Here is a 13,548-nt window from a genome sequence, read left to right as displayed (position 1 = left end):
AGTCCGTACGGCGCCCCCGCCCGCTGTGGTGGGCCGGGGCGCCGTACGGACGGCTGTGGATCGCCGGCTACCAGGTCACCGGCAGCCGCTCGGGGATCCGCTTCATGAAGCCGGTGCGCCAGACCAGTTGGCCGGGCGGTACGGCGAGCGCGAGGTCCGGGAGCCGGTCGAGGAGGACCTCCAGGGCGATCCGGGCGTGCGCGCGGCCGAGTGCGGTCGCGGGGCAGTAGTGGGCGCCGCCGCCGAAGGAGAGGTGGTCGGCGGTGTTGTCGCGGTGGACGTCGAAGCGGTGCGGGTCGGGGAACTTCTCGGGGTCGAGGTTCGCGCCCTCCACCAGCACCAGGACGAGTTCGCCCTGCTTCACGTCGACGTCACCCAGCCGGACGTCCTCCAGCGCCAGGCGGGGCAGGGCGTCCCCGATGGAGAGGTTGACCCGCAGCAGCTCCTCCACGCCCGGGCCGGTCAGGTCGGGGCGGTCCCGCAGGAGGTCGCGGGCGATGGGATGAGTGAGCAGATAGACGAGGGCCATCGCGAGGAAACCGGAGGTGGAGATCACACCGGCGCCGAACATGGTGACCCCGACGGTGGCCAGCATCTCGTCGCTGAGATGCGCGTACTCGGGGTCGTCGCGCAGCGCGGCGATCTCGCCCATCAGGCCGTGCGTCGCCGGGTCGTCGAGCAGGGCCGTCATCCGGGCGATGTCCCGGTCCCAGTTGATCTTCGCGCCGGTGATCGGGCACGGCGCGTTCATGAAGGCGATGTCCAGGCTGCGCAGGAAGGCCGGGGCCTCGGTCTGCGGGATGCCGAGGATGCGGCAGTGCATGCCCGCCGAGTACGGATCGCAGAACGCGGCGCGCAGATCGACCGTGGGGCCGTCGGCCACCATCCGGTCCACCAGCCGGTGCGCTTCCTCGCGCAGCCACTCCAGCAGTCCGGGCGCTTTCGGGTTGAGCGCCTTCATCACCGCCCGGCGCAGCCCGGCGCCGGTGATGTTGCCCATGTTGTTCACGACCTCGGGCGGGATCGTGAGCGCGTACTGCCGGGGCACTCCGGGGGCGGAGGTGTCCTTCAGCGAGAACCGGTCGTCCTTCAGAACCTGCGCGCACAGGTCGTACGACGACACCAGCCAGGCCTCGGCGCCGGCGATGGTCCGTACGCGCCGTACGGGGGTGGCGGCGCGTATGTCCTCGACCTCGGCGGGGACCTGGGTGCCGTCCCAGGAGAACGGGAAATCGAGCAGGTGCGGGGCGTCGGTGCGGGTGCCGGGGGCGGCGGTCATGCCACGGCTCCTTCCAGGGCAGCGGGGGTGACGATGGCGTGACCCTGGTTGCGGGAGGCGCGCAGGCCGGCGCCGCGGGAGTACAACAGCTCGGCCATCGGCAGCAGTTGGTGGTAGCAGTTGAGCGAGGAGGGCACCTTGAGAATGGCGGGGGTGTCCAGGAACAGCGGAGCCTCGGCGCACACGTATTCCAGGCACACGGCACGCTGACGTTCGGTCGGCGTCTCGCCCCGTGCACTGAGGAAACGATTCACCAAGGCATCGCAAACAGCCCGGAAGGCACCGTCGGACGACAGGCGGGCCTTGAGCTGCTGGTGGATTTCCTGGTACGCGGGGTTGGTACGGAACTCCGACATCGGGTGCCAGTCCAGCCGCAGTCCCTCCGGATCCGCCACCGCCACCGCGTCCCGGACCTTGGCGCGCACACCGCGCAGGTTCTTCACCGCCTTGCGCCGGGCTTCGTCCGGCGGATAGCCGGAGGCCTCGTACATCTCGGCGACGTACAGGTCGGTGTAGACGAAGTCGACCCTGTCGAAGTGGTCCAGTCCCCAGCGGGCGAGGTCGTGCAGGCGACGGGCGGAGAAGTAGCTGTTGCCCGGGGACACACCGATCACGGCATGTGCGCCCTCACCCAGAATGACTTCGCAGTGGGTGGTGTACGGCTGGACTTCGAAGACGTCGGCCATCAGCACGGATGCTGTGGTCAAAGGGGAAAGCCTCCGCCGCGCGCTAGTCCCGGCGGGGCCCTGTGCCCCTGGTGTGGCTGCGCGGCGCCCTCACGCTAACCGTACCGGATCAGCACGGGCAGTTACTGCTTGGTTTTGGCTGAAAACAGTCGTAGTAATGCTCGAAGTTCCATGCACCGCGCATCTGTTGCGGGCCGTACCCTGAGGCCGTGGTCAACCGAGACGAGGCATACGAGGATCCGGGCCGGGCGGCGTCCCGGCTCACCGGACGCCCGGTCACCGGGGCGCGGACCGCGTCCGGCTCGCCCGCCGAGGTCACCCTGGACGGCGGCGACCGCGTGATGGTCAAGCGCGGTGACGCGCCCGGGGCGGTACGGGCCGAGGTGGCCGGACTGCGCTGGCTGGCCGCGGCGGACGCGGTCCGGGTGCCGGCGGTGCTCGGTCACGACGAACGCTGGATGGTGACGGAGCGGGTGCCGACCGGGCGGCCGGATCCGACGGCGGCCCTCCGTTTCGGTCGGGCCCTCGCGATCCTGCACGCGGCCGGTGCACCGCATTTCGGGGCGGCACCGCCCGACGGCCCCGAGGAGGCGTTCATCGGCCTCGCCCCCATGCGCAACGCGCCGGGCACCGACTGGCCCCGCTGGTACGCCGAGTACCGCGTGCTCCCGTACGTACGCGGCGCGGTCGACCGCGGCACGCTCCGCCCGGACGAGGCGGCCGTCTTCGAGCGGGTCTGCGCACGGCTGCCGGATCTGGCGGGCCCCGCCGAGCCGCCCGCGCGGCTGCACGGCGACCTGTGGAACGGAAACGTGCTGTGGGGCGCCGACGGCGAGGTCCGGCTCATCGACCCGGCCGCGCACGGCGGACACCGGGAGACCGACCTGGCGATGCTCCAGCTGTTCGGCTGCCCTCATCTGGACCGGGTGCTCGCCGGGTACGAGGAGACGGCACCGCTCGCGCCCGGCCGACAGGACCGGGTGGGCGTGCATCAGCTCTTCCCGCTGCTGGTGCACGCGGTGCTGTTCGGCCGCGGGTATGCGGAACAGGCCCTGACGGCGGCGCGGGGCGCGCTCGCGGCGTGATGCGGGCATCGGGTATGACGACCGTCTGCGAGATGCGGGCTCGACGGCCATCGATGTGATGCGGGTTCGGCGGCCGTCGGCGTGATACGGGTTCGGCGACGGTCGGCGCAGTGCTGGTTGGGCGGCCGTCGACCCGATGATGGTTCAGCGGCCGTCGGCTTGATACGACTTCGAGGGCAGGCGGGCAGGCTCCTTGTTCCTCCCCGATCGCCCGCCTCCCCAGCCGCTCCGGTCGGTGGCGCAGCCCCTCGACCAGGCGGAGCCCTGACGCACGGACAGAGCCGCAACCGGGCAACGTCATGGGCGTCTTCGGCGTCCTGAGCCATGCGGGCCCTTCTGGCACCCCCTCCGACCTGCGATTACGCAGAGTGAGGAAACCAATCACCCGTTCGATTCGTATAAGGACGTGAAAGCCGAATCAGGGAGAGACCATGCAACCGTTCACGCTCAACTACGCGCGCCCCACTGTGCAGTTGGACGTCACCACTCCGTATGCGTACGACTCCGGACTGCAGTTGAACGTCCTCCCGGACGGGCGGATCGCCGCCACCGACCACGTGACCATGAGAGCTCTGGGGACCACGACGTCGACCGCCGGGTCCAAGACCCACTTCGACGACTGAACCGCGGACTTCGAGATATGACCGTGCTCATCCTGACCAGTGATGAAGACGTGACAGCGGACATGGTGGTCCTCCGGTTGAGGGAAGCCGGTGTGCCCGTCGTCCGGCTCGATCCCGCCGATCTGACCAAGGGGGTGGCGCTGTCGGGCGAGTACGTGCAGGGCGCCTACCGTGGGCATCTGTCCGTCGGCGGGCGCCTGGTGACCATGAGCGGTCTGCGCTCCGTCTGGGTGCGCCGGCCCGGGGAGGCGGCCGCTCGCGCCGCCCAGCCGTCCGCCTGGCTGACGGAGGAGTCGTCGCAGGCGCTGTACGGCATGCTGCGCGCCACCGACGCACGCTGGATGAACCATCCGGACGCGGCCCGCCGGGGTCGGCACAAGCCCTGGCAGCTGCACCTCGCACAGCGCAGCGGCCTCGCGGTGCCGGCCACACTGATCACAACGTTCCCGCAGGCGGCGCGGGAGTTCGCGGAGCGCTTCCCGGACCTGGTGGTCAAGCCGGTGTCCGGTGCGCACCCGCAGGAGCCGCCGCGTGCGGTGCCGACCAGCCGGGTCGCGCCGGACGCCGACTTCTCGGCGGTGGCCTTCGGTCCGACGCTGCTGCAGCGGCGGGTCACCAAGCGGGCCGACATCCGGCTCACCGTCGTCGGCGACACTCTGCTGGCCGCGCGCAAGCCCGCCGACCCCGACGCTCACCCGGACGATGTGGACGTCCGTTTCGCCCCCTCGGTCTCTCCCTGGCTGCCCGCGGACGTGCCCGCGCGCGTCACCGAGGGCGTGCGGCGGTATATGAGGGGCGCGGAACTGGCCTACGGCGCATTCGACTTCGCCGAGGACACCGACGGGATCTGGTGGTTCCTGGAGTGCAACCAGTCGGGCCAGTTCGGGTTCGTCGAGATGGACACAGGTCAGCCCATCGCCGGGACGATCGCCAAGTGGCTTGCGGGGGACGGGGACCCGGACGACAGGTGTGCGGAGGGCGACCGGAGCGCAGCCTCTTGAGGGTGCGGGGATCGGCACGGAGAAAGGAACGCTTCATGCGCATCGGACTGCTGGGGACGGGCCCGTGGGCCCAGGCGGCGTACGCTCCCGCTCTCTCCGGGCATCCCGGCGTGGAGTTCGCCGGAGTGTGGGGCCGCCGGCCGGCGGCGGCCACGGCGCTGGCCGGGCAGTACGGCGTCCCCGCGCACGACGACGTGGACGCGCTGCTGGCCGAGGTGGACGCGGTGGCCGTGGCGCTGCCGCCGTCCGTGCAGGCCGAGTTGGCGGTGCGGGCGGCGCGGGCGGGCCGGCATCTGCTGCTGGACAAGCCACTCGGGGTGGCGGTCGCCGAGGGCCGGGCCGTGGTGGCCGCGGCGGAGCGGGCCGGGGTGGCCTCGGTGGTGTTCTTCACCGCCCGCTTCCAGAAGGAGCCGGAGGCCTGGATCGAGGAACAGGCGGCCGTGGCGGGCTGGTTCACGGCCCGCGCGCAGTGGCTGGGGGCCGTGTTCACCTCCGACAGTCCGTTCGCGGCCTCGCCGTGGCGGCGGGAGAAGGGCGCGCTGTGGGACGTCGGCCCGCACGCCCTGTCGGTGCTGCTGCCGGTCCTCGGCGACGTACGACAGGTGGTGTCGGCGGCGCACGGTCCCTCGGACACCGTGCACCTGGTCCTCGACCACGCCACGGGCGCGTCGAGCACGCTCACCCTGAGCCTGACGGCGCCGCCGGCGGCGGCCGGCGCCGATGTGGAGCTTCGGGGCGAGGCGGGCGTGGCGCTGATGCCGGGAAGCTCCGAGGGAGCGGTCCCGGCGCTGGCCCGGGCCGTCGACACCCTTCTGACGGCCGCCCGCACGGGCCGCCCGCACGCCTGCGACGCCGCGTTCGGCCTCCGCGTCACCGAAATCCTCGCAACGGCCCAGGCCCGCCTGGCAGCCGACGGCGACTAGCCGGGGTCTGACCGGGCATCAGGTCGCAGGAAACCTGCGGCACCTCATAGGCACTGGTGAGCGGGGGTTGGCGCGTCCAGCCGCAGGGCGGAGCCGGCCCCCGCGTCTGCGACAGGATCGCCGGACAGGTCCTGGTCCACAGGTCCTGGTCCACAGTCCCCGCACCACACCGCTCCCCCACGCCCACGGCCCCTCCCCGTCCCGTCGCCGATCACCACTTCGCCAGCATGTCACCCGGCACTGACAACGGGGTCGGCACAGAAGCTGAGGCGCTCCCGCACGACGGGGTAGCCGGCCGTGGTGAAGTGGGCGGCCATGGGGAAGTTGGTCTGGTCGGTGGCGGCGGCGATGAACTCGGCGCCCTGGCCGGCCAGGAAGTGGGTGCACACGGCGAGCAGGTCGTAGGCGTAGCCGTGCCCGCGCTGTTCCGGCACGACTCCGATGAAGCCGACGCAGGGTCCGGACGAATTGCGCGCCGGGATGTGGATGCCGACGGTCTCGCCCTCGGGCGTGCGGGCGATCTGCCACCACGTGCGCGGGGACGGAAGCCAGTGGAGGACGTCCAGTTCCTGCTGTGCGGCCATCTCGGCGCCGCCGCGCTCGGCGGCCCGGCGGGCGTGGGCGTCGAGGGTGACGGAGTGGATGCGGCGCAGCAGGTCGAAGAAGACGGCGTCGTCCGGCTCCGGGGCGAAGACGAGGCGGCCGGGCCGCTCGGGCAGGCCCCGGTCCGGGGTCCAGCGGTACAGGAAGCGCTCCACCAGCGGCGCATAGCCGGCGGCACGCGCGGCAGCGGTCCTGATGTCTGTGGCGGCATGCAGCCTGGGGTCGGTGCGCCAGCCGGAGGGCAGGTCGAGTTCGAGTTCGTCGGTCAGCCAGGGTGCCGTGCGCAGGAGTGCGGCTCCGGCCTCCTCCTCGCCCTCGGCCACATCGAACCAGTTGATCAGGAGCGGTGCGGGGTCCTCGGGCCCGCCCCACCAGGCGGCGCGGGCCACGGTACGGCCGTCGCGCACGGCGATGCGCTGCCAGTCGGGGCGGTAGCGGGTGTTCCGGTGCTTGTCCTGGAACGCCAGCGGGTCGGGCATGGTGCCGAAAAGGTGGGCGCTGCTCTCGTCGAGCGTGCGGATGACCAAGGCGGTCATGGGTTCCTCCGGGATGCGTGCCGCTTCGCGGCGGGGCTGCGCTCCCGGTCAGGCGTGGCACACCCGGGGGACGGGGAGGTGGGAGCGCGGGATGACTGTGGCCATGACGCTCGCCTCCTTCCGTCCGTCTCGGGCGTGCCGACACAGGCTATGAGGGCCGGGGCGGGAGCGTCCACCGAATTTCGCCGACCCGGCGTTCTGCCCGACCGCAGGTTCTCGCCGACCACGCGTTTCGCCGACCGTGTGCGGAACGTCCCGTTCATCGCCCCGTCCCGGCCGCCCCGGCACACGCAAGGGCAGACCCGCACCGGGCGGGTGCCGGGGCGGCCGGGCGATGACCGAGCGTCCAGGGCCGGAGGCCCTGGTACGCCCCGACCGAGCCCTGTGCAGCACCAAGCCGGAGGCTCCGGAACCGCCCCGCCGGGGGACCACTGTCACCCCACGCCGGAAACCCCGGAACCGCCCCGCCGGACGGCACTGTCGCCCGAGGCGGGAGGCCCTGGTACCGCCCCGGACCGGGCCCAGCGTCACTCCGGGCAGGAAGGCCGGCGCCACCCGGGCCGAAAGCCCAGGGCCACCCCGGGCCGGAAGACTGGCGCCACCCGAGCCGAAATCGCAGGGCCACCCTGAGCTGGAAGGTCAGCACCACCCCAGCCGAAGCCCCAGGACCACCCCGAGCCGAAAGACCAGCGGCCCCCAGCCGAAATCCCAGGACCACCCCGAGCCGGAAGACCGGCACCATCCCGGCCGAAGCCCCAGGACCACCCCGAGCCGGAAGACCGACTCCGCCCCAGCCGAAGCCCAGTGCCGCCTCAGCCCGGAAGCCCAGTGCCGACGCAAGCCAGAAGCCCCGCCTCACCCCGGCCCGAAAGCCCAGAGCCACCCCAGCCCCGGACCCCGGCCTCACCCCAGCCCGGAGACCAGCTGCCGCCCCGCGCCAGGCCCCCGGTGTCGTCGCAGGCGGGAGGCCCGAGGGCGGGGGGCGGCGTAGCTTGGGGATGTGAGATCGGTGCGCGGCGGGGTGTCGCGTCGGAACCGGGAGGAACGCGGCTGGTTGCGGGGCGCGCCGCCACCGCGCTGGGTACGGGTGCTGCCCGTGCTGCTGCTGGTGGCCGTCGCCTGCGCCACCCTGGTCACCCCCCACGCCCGCGATCTGGGCTTTCTGCTCGGGGCCATCCCGCCGCTGGCCGTCCTGTCGTACGGCCCGACGGCCACCGCGGTCCTCGGCGTCGGCGTGGTCGTGGTGCTGAACGTCCCGGCCACCCATCTCAACCGCCCCGGCAACACCGATCTGCTCACCATCGTCTTCGTGGCCGCCCTGAGCGTGTTCGTGTCGTATGTGCGCAGTCGCCGGGACGCCCAGCTGGACACGGAGCGGGCGATCGGTGAGGCGGTGCAGCGCGCCGTGATGCCGCCGCTGCCGGAGCGGGTCGGGAGCGTGGGGTGCGCGGGTTTCTACCGGGCCGCGGAGAACGGCACGCTGGTGGGCGGGGACTTCTTCGACGTGCGGGCCGGGCCGTACGGCGTGCGCGCGGTGATGGGCGATGTGCAGGGGCACGGGCTGGCGGCGGTCGCGACGGTGGTGTCGCTGCTGGGCGCGTTCCGGGAGGCCGTGCTGGACCAGCCGGACCTGGAGTCGGTCGCCGCGCGGATGGACCGCAGGCTGGCGGTGGACTCGACGGGCGTACGGAACGGGGAGTTGTTCGCCACCGGGGTACTGCTGGAGTTCTCCTCCGACGGGCGCGCGGTGCGTGTGGTGGCCTGCGGTCATCCGGTGCCCGTCCTGCTGCATGAGCGACACGCCGTGGAGCTGACGGTCGCGCCGGGCCCGCCGCTGGGGCTCGGGCTGGTCGGCGTCGACCCGCCGAAGGAGGTCACCGTGCCGCTCGCGCCGGGCGACCGGCTCTTTCTGGCCTCCGACGGGGTGTGGGAGGCGCGGAACGCCGCCCGCGCCTTCTATCCTCTGCCCGCGCGCCTGACCGCCCTGACCGGTACGGTCTCCGCCGAGCTGCCCGAGGTGGTGTGGGGGGACCTCGCGCGGCTGCGCTACGAGGTCCGGGACGACGTCACGATGCTGGTGCTGACACCCGAACCACCGGCCGCCTGACGGTTCCGCCGGTCGTCCCACGTCCCCAAGTGCCGAATGCACAGCCGGAGTTCGAACGTCCCGACTCAAACGCCAGGGCTCGCCACCCTTTCCGCCGCGTAGAGATGTCTACGAGCATGCATATGCCGGGTTGGTGTGCAGGCGCACGTGGATTCCCGGTCACGACGGTTCCCCGCGGCGAGCGTGGGCGAGCGAGGACACCCGGAGCAGCGCATGACGAAGACGATGTGGACGCGGGGCGTGAGGTGGCTGGCCGCCGCGGCGGCGGACCCACGCTCCTGCACAGGGGACTGGGATCACGGCGAGGGCATCGCGCTGATGGAGGCGGGCCGCTTGTGGGACGTGCTGAGCGTTCCCGACCGGCTCGGCCTGTTCGCCCTCGACCTGCTGTGGCGGCCCGGGACGCCGGTACCGGGGCCGACGCTGGTCGACACGGCGGCCGGCCGCGTCGGGTTCTTCCTGCCGCCGGCGCGGTCCGTTGGCTGGGCGGGGGCCGGTCTGCGGTACGCGACCAAGGGCGCCTGGGTCGCCGTACCGCCGCCGTATCGCCCCGCGCGTTTCCTGGAGTGGCTCGTGCCGCCCGACGGCACCGGCACGCTGCACTCGCCCGGTGCCCTGGCAAGGGCGCTGCGGCAGGCCAGCGGCGCCCTCGCCGTTCTCGCGCCGCTGTGCGGGCGGTGACGGGTCAGGCGTGCGGGGGCGTGCCGCGCGTACCCGTCCTGGGCCCGGGGAAGGCGGCTCCCAGCGGGTCCGGTCCCGCGGGCACGGTCCGCCCCTGTGCCCGCCACTCGGCGACGAGCCCGGCATAGATCGGCCCCCGGCCCGATCCACCTGCGCCGACCGGGCCGCCCGAGCCGCCCGAGCCGTCTGGCGCATCCGCTCCAACCGGTCCAGGCGGTCGACCCCGGCATGAACCGCTGTGAAGACCGGGTCGGGTGAGGACGCCCCGCGAACGGCCCCCATCCGTCCGACAAGCACCCCGACGGCAGACGGCCAGCGGCGCCCCGCGTCCGTCCGCCCGACGGGCACGGCGGGATGAGCGCTCCTATGCTGGGAAGGTCCGGGCTCCGACGTCCGCTCAGCGCGCGTTCGTGTCTCACGTGCTTGGAGTCAGCCCATGTCGATGTCGTCCGCACGCCTGCGCCGGGGGGCCACCATCGCCGTGCTGGCGGGAACACTGGCGGTGCCGCTCACCACCGGGACCGCGAGCACCATCGGCACCACCGGAACCGCGGGCGCGGCGCCCGCCGCCGTGCCGGCCGCGCTCACCGCGGACTTGCCGAGCCCCTCCTCCTCGGAGCCGGCCGTCCGTCCGCTCACCCCGCAGGTGGCGCGCCAACTCGACGCCGCCGTACAGAAGGTGATGCACGAGGCGAACGTGCCCGGCGTGACCGTCGGCATCTGGACGCCGGGACAGCCACGTTACGTCCGCTCGTTCGGGGTCTCCGACAAGAGCACGGGCCAGAAGATGACTCCGGACATGTACATGCGCATCGGCAGTGAGACGAAGACCTTCACCGTGACGGCGCTGCTGCAGCTGGTGGACCAGAAGAAGGTCGGCCTGGACGACCCGATCGCCAAGTACATCGGCGGCGTGCCCGGCGAGAACAGGATCACGCTGCGCCAACTGGCCGATATGCGCAGCGGACTGTTCAACTACACGGAAGACCCCGACTTCTTCAAGGCACTCACCTCCGACCCGCAACGCGGCTTCACGCCCGAGCAGTTGCTCGCCTACGCTTTCCGGCACCCGGTGACGTTCCAGCCCGGGCAGAAGTTCTCCTACTGCAACACCAATCTGATCCTGCTGGGATTGGTGGTGGAGAAGGTGAGCGGGCAGCACCTCGGGGACTACATCAAGCAGCACATCCTCGATCCGGCCGGCATGCGGCACACCCTCTTCCCAGCCGGCAACGAGCTCCCCGCCCCGCACGCGCAGGGCTACACGCGGCAGACGGCGAACGGCAAGGAGGCCGACGCGGCCGACTGGAATCCGTCCTGGGGCTGGGCGGCCGGCGCGATCATCTCGAACCTGAACGATCTGCGCACCTGGGCGCCCACGGTGGCCACGGGCCGATTCCCGGGCGGGCAGTGGATGGTCAGTGCCGCCACCCAGAAGCAGCGGCTGATCACATCGCAGACCGGCTCGGTCAAGGGCGCCGGGTACGGCCTGGGCATCTTCGACGTCCAGGGCTGGATCGGCCACAACGGCTCCCTGCCGGGCTACGAGTCGTTGACCGTCTACCTGCCGTCGACCCGGACGACGCTCGTCGCGCTCCTCAACACCGACACCGGCTACCGGTCCCAGGAGCCCAGCACCGTACTCGGCAAGGCGATCACTCAGGTCATCTCTCCCGGGCACGTGTACAACCTGCCGGTCACACGCATCGGTTGAGGCACCGGCCCGGCCGGATCGCCGCCCCGGCGGAGCCCGCGCGACGGCTTCGGCACACTGCGCAAAGCCGCGGCATCCCGCAAGGCGGAGCGCGGGGCCGCGACCGGTCCCCCGTTCCGGTCGTGCCCCGCGGACTGTCGACGTTACGTGCGCTGCCGGAGACGGGGTAGCGCACCGGTGCCCGGCGCGGCCCGCACGGCACTCACCGGTGCACAGGCGCGTCCGGTTGGTCCGGGTTCGCGGCGCCGGCTGCGGGTACGGCCCCGGCGCCGAGGTCGGGTACGGGCAGTTCGCCGGTGACGAGGTGGGCGAGGACGACCTCGTACAGGTCGGTGCCGCCGGCCGTCAGCCGGCGTTCCAGGACGGGTTCGACCGCCCGGAGGTGTTCGCGCACGGTCTGGGCGTGTACGCCGAGCACCTGGGCGGCGCGTTCGGCGTGCGCGTCGGCGCCGGTCCAGGCGCGCAGGGTACGGCGCAGGTCCCGGCCGTCTTCGTCGAGCCGGCCGAGGAGCCCTTCGGCCCAGGCCCCGAGCGCGCTCGTCCGGAGGAGCTCGGTGAGCCGGACTCGGGACGGCGGATCGGATGCGGCACCACGGGAGTCGCACGGGCCGTGCGCGGCCTCGGTGTTGAGGGCGGCGTGGGTGACAGCGCGCACCGCCAGCCGGGAGAAGTCGGCGCCGAGCAGTGCGGCGACCCGGTCCATCCGGGCGCGGACCGTGTTGCGGCTGACGCCGAGCACCTTGGCGGCGCTCACGGCGGTGAACTCGAGGCCGAGCCGGGTGGTGGCGAGCAGTTCGGCACGCACATGGTGCGGCAGCGCGTCGAGCGGGCGCAGCACCGCACCGGCCCAGGCCCGCAGCGCGACGGGGTCCATGAGCTGCGCGGGGCGGGTGCGGGCGGCGTAGACGGCGGCCCGGTCGGGCCGGAAGCGGGCCACGGCGAGGGCGGTGACGGCCTGCCCGTAGGCGGTGGCGGTCAGGGCGAGGCGCTGGCGGGGGCTGCCGCCGAGAAAGGTGCCGGGCCGGTCGGTGACGAGGGACCGCAGCCGCTCCCCCACCTCGGTGGCCGGGCCGACAACGATGACGTGTTCGTCCACCGCGGGGCAGCGCACGACGAGCGCCCTGCCGTCGGTGACGTCCACGCATGCGTCGGCGAGCCGGTCGCGTTCGGCGGCGGCGCCCTCGAGCACGTACACGCGGGCGGTGTCCTCCTCCAGCAGGCCCGGCCACAGCCCGGCGGCGACCCGGCGGGCGGAGACGGTGTCCTCCACCATGAGCAGTTGCAGGATCGCCAGCCGCAGATCGGCGGTGGCCCGCCGCAACCGCCGCCCTGATGCCGCCAACTCCCTTTCTCTCAGGAGCAGTTCGAGCACACCGGCAGTGTGGCCGAGGATGTCCGCGGTATGCCGGTCGAAGGGTGCCGGGCGGGCCACGGCGAGGACGGCTGCCGCCGCAGGGTCGGGCCCCGGGTGCCGGATGCCGACCAGACGCACGTGCCGTACGCCGTCGTCGAGGGCCGCGGCGGAGACCCGCCCGGTGGCGACGTCGGCGACCACGGCCGCGTCGAGCGACAGGCGCTCACCGGCGAGCAGGCCGCCGCGCGCGTCCTGGAGGCCCACCGCTGCCTCCACGGTCCGGGCGAGCCAGGCGACGAGCCGGCGAGGATCGCGTCCCGCGGGCCGCAGATGGTCCAGCAACTCCTGCGCCCAGGCGCTGTCGCCGCCGTGCGGCCGCGGGAACGCCGGGCCCTCGTCCGGTCGGCCGGGCACGTGCCTCTCTCCTCGTCTCCGTGTTGACCTGCGATGACGGATCGGGACACGATACCCGACGCGACCCGCTCCCGGGCCGGACATGGCTCCGCCGGCGCCCCGGGGGGGGTGGGACGCCGGCGGAGACCGCTCGTCCGGAGCGGGGGGGTGCCCAGGACGGCTCAGATTCGGATTCCCCCGAATCCGGAAAGTACTCCCACGAATCCGGACTCACCTGAATCCGCGGCGTACTCACGCGAATCCGGTGACTACTGATGAATATTCAGACCCTCGGCCGAACGCTCCGCAGCCGGCCCCCGCCGCCGTACCTCCGAACCGCCCCACCGCCGCGAGCACCGCTCCCACCAGGCACAGCGCCGCCTCGGCGGGCGACCGGCAAGAACCGCGGGGCGTCAGCGCACGGCTCCCAAGTTCGGCTTCCGGGGCGGGAACAGCGCGCGCAGCAGGTGACGGGCGACAAGGTGCAGCCGGTGGGCCGGTGAGCGGAGCGCGTCCACGTCGCCTTCAAACCGAGGGGACGGCCGGGGCGTGGGTGCGTGTGT

The 13,548-nt window shown here is 72.9% G+C and carries 11 protein-coding genes; 7 read left to right on the top strand and 4 right to left on the bottom strand.

Annotated elements, in window-relative coordinates; translation table 11 throughout:
* Positions 1 to 67: 67 nt before the first annotated feature.
* Together AB5L52_RS41350 and AB5L52_RS41345 are read right to left on the bottom strand one after the other, a co-directional pair.
* Positions 68 to 1,279, bottom strand: a complete 1,212-nt coding sequence (locus tag AB5L52_RS41350; RefSeq protein ID WP_369368295.1) for a cytochrome P450 — start codon at positions 1,277 to 1,279, stop codon at positions 68 to 70.
* On the bottom strand, positions 1,276 to 1,986 hold the full coding sequence (locus tag AB5L52_RS41345) for a tRNA-dependent cyclodipeptide synthase (RefSeq protein ID WP_351023155.1): 711 nt from the start codon (positions 1,984 to 1,986) through the stop codon (positions 1,276 to 1,278). Before AB5L52_RS41345 ends, AB5L52_RS41350 begins: the two co-directional genes overlap by 4 nt.
* Positions 1,987 to 2,174: 188 nt before the next feature.
* Between AB5L52_RS41345 and AB5L52_RS41340 the strand changes: the two genes are divergently transcribed.
* From AB5L52_RS41340 to AB5L52_RS41325, 4 genes are all read left to right on the top strand, one after another.
* A complete protein-coding gene (locus tag AB5L52_RS41340) occupies positions 2,175 to 3,050 on the top strand; it encodes a fructosamine kinase family protein (protein ID WP_351569912.1) in 876 nt (291 codons plus the stop codon).
* 431 nt (positions 3,051 to 3,481) lie between these two features.
* Positions 3,482 to 3,673 (top strand): putative ATP-grasp-modified RiPP, encoded by a 192-nt coding sequence (gene tgmA / locus AB5L52_RS41335; protein WP_351023151.1) that lies wholly within the window; start codon positions 3,482 to 3,484, stop codon positions 3,671 to 3,673.
* Between the two features lie 17 nt (positions 3,674 to 3,690).
* Positions 3,691 to 4,674 carry an ATP-grasp ribosomal peptide maturase gene (tgmB, locus tag AB5L52_RS41330; protein WP_369368294.1) on the top strand — a complete coding sequence of 328 codons (984 nt, stop codon included), beginning with the start codon at positions 3,691 to 3,693 and terminating at the stop codon, positions 4,672 to 4,674.
* A 35-nt stretch (positions 4,675 to 4,709) separates the two neighbouring features.
* Positions 4,710 to 5,597 carry a Gfo/Idh/MocA family protein gene (locus tag AB5L52_RS41325; RefSeq protein ID WP_369368293.1) on the top strand — a complete coding sequence of 296 codons (888 nt, stop codon included), beginning with the start codon at positions 4,710 to 4,712 and terminating at the stop codon, positions 5,595 to 5,597.
* A 230-nt stretch (positions 5,598 to 5,827) separates the two neighbouring features.
* Here the strand turns inward: AB5L52_RS41325 and AB5L52_RS41320 are convergent, their stop codons facing one another.
* Complete coding sequence (locus tag AB5L52_RS41320) at positions 5,828 to 6,736, bottom strand: GNAT family N-acetyltransferase (protein WP_369368292.1); 909 nt, start codon at positions 6,734 to 6,736, stop codon at positions 5,828 to 5,830.
* A gap of 1,000 nt (positions 6,737 to 7,736) precedes the next feature.
* On the opposite strand from AB5L52_RS41320, the gene AB5L52_RS41315 reads away from it, so the two are divergent.
* The 3 genes from AB5L52_RS41315 (at position 7,737) to AB5L52_RS41305 (ending at position 11,238) form a co-directional block, all read left to right on the top strand.
* Positions 7,737 to 8,843, top strand: coding sequence for a PP2C family protein-serine/threonine phosphatase (locus AB5L52_RS41315; RefSeq protein WP_369368291.1), 1,107 nt, complete (start codon positions 7,737 to 7,739; stop codon positions 8,841 to 8,843).
* Positions 8,844 to 9,056: 213 nt separating this feature from the next.
* The gene (locus AB5L52_RS41310) at positions 9,057 to 9,524 is read left to right on the top strand and encodes a hypothetical protein (RefSeq protein ID WP_369368290.1); all 468 of its coding nucleotides are present in this window, start codon (positions 9,057 to 9,059) and stop codon (positions 9,522 to 9,524) included.
* 436 nt (positions 9,525 to 9,960) lie between these two features.
* The gene (locus tag AB5L52_RS41305) at positions 9,961 to 11,238 is read left to right on the top strand and encodes a serine hydrolase domain-containing protein (protein WP_369368289.1); all 1,278 of its coding nucleotides are present in this window, start codon (positions 9,961 to 9,963) and stop codon (positions 11,236 to 11,238) included.
* 202 nt (positions 11,239 to 11,440) lie between these two features.
* On the opposite strand, the gene AB5L52_RS41300 is transcribed toward AB5L52_RS41305, so the two are convergent.
* Entirely contained in the window at positions 11,441 to 13,006 is a 1,566-nt protein-coding gene (locus AB5L52_RS41300; protein WP_351569891.1) for a helix-turn-helix domain-containing protein, read from the bottom strand.
* Positions 13,007 to 13,548 lie beyond the last annotated feature (542 nt).

Source organism: Streptomyces sp. CG4 (assembly GCF_041080655.1).
GTDB lineage: Bacteria > Actinomycetota > Actinomycetes > Streptomycetales > Streptomycetaceae > Streptomyces.
Note: the sequence above shows the minus strand (reverse complement) of the source record. Positions and strands in the feature narration are given on the sequence as shown.

What these genes read in the sequence shown, in the direction of transcription:
- AB5L52_RS41350 (WP_369368295.1), bottom strand. Translation starts at nt 1,279, where the DNA reads ATGACCGCCGCCCCCGGCACCCGCACCGACGCCCCGCACCTGCTCGAT.
- tgmA (WP_351023151.1), top strand. Translation starts at nt 3,482, where the DNA reads ATGCAACCGTTCACGCTCAACTACGCGCGCCCCACTGTGCAGTTGGAC.
- tgmB (WP_369368294.1), top strand. Translation starts at nt 3,691, where the DNA reads ATGACCGTGCTCATCCTGACCAGTGATGAAGACGTGACAGCGGACATG.
- AB5L52_RS41325 (WP_369368293.1), top strand. Translation starts at nt 4,710, where the DNA reads ATGCGCATCGGACTGCTGGGGACGGGCCCGTGGGCCCAGGCGGCGTAC.
- AB5L52_RS41320 (WP_369368292.1), bottom strand. Translation starts at nt 6,736, where the DNA reads ATGACCGCCTTGGTCATCCGCACGCTCGACGAGAGCAGCGCCCACCTT.
- AB5L52_RS41310 (WP_369368290.1), top strand. Translation starts at nt 9,057, where the DNA reads ATGACGAAGACGATGTGGACGCGGGGCGTGAGGTGGCTGGCCGCCGCG.
- AB5L52_RS41305 (WP_369368289.1), top strand. Translation starts at nt 9,961, where the DNA reads ATGTCGATGTCGTCCGCACGCCTGCGCCGGGGGGCCACCATCGCCGTG.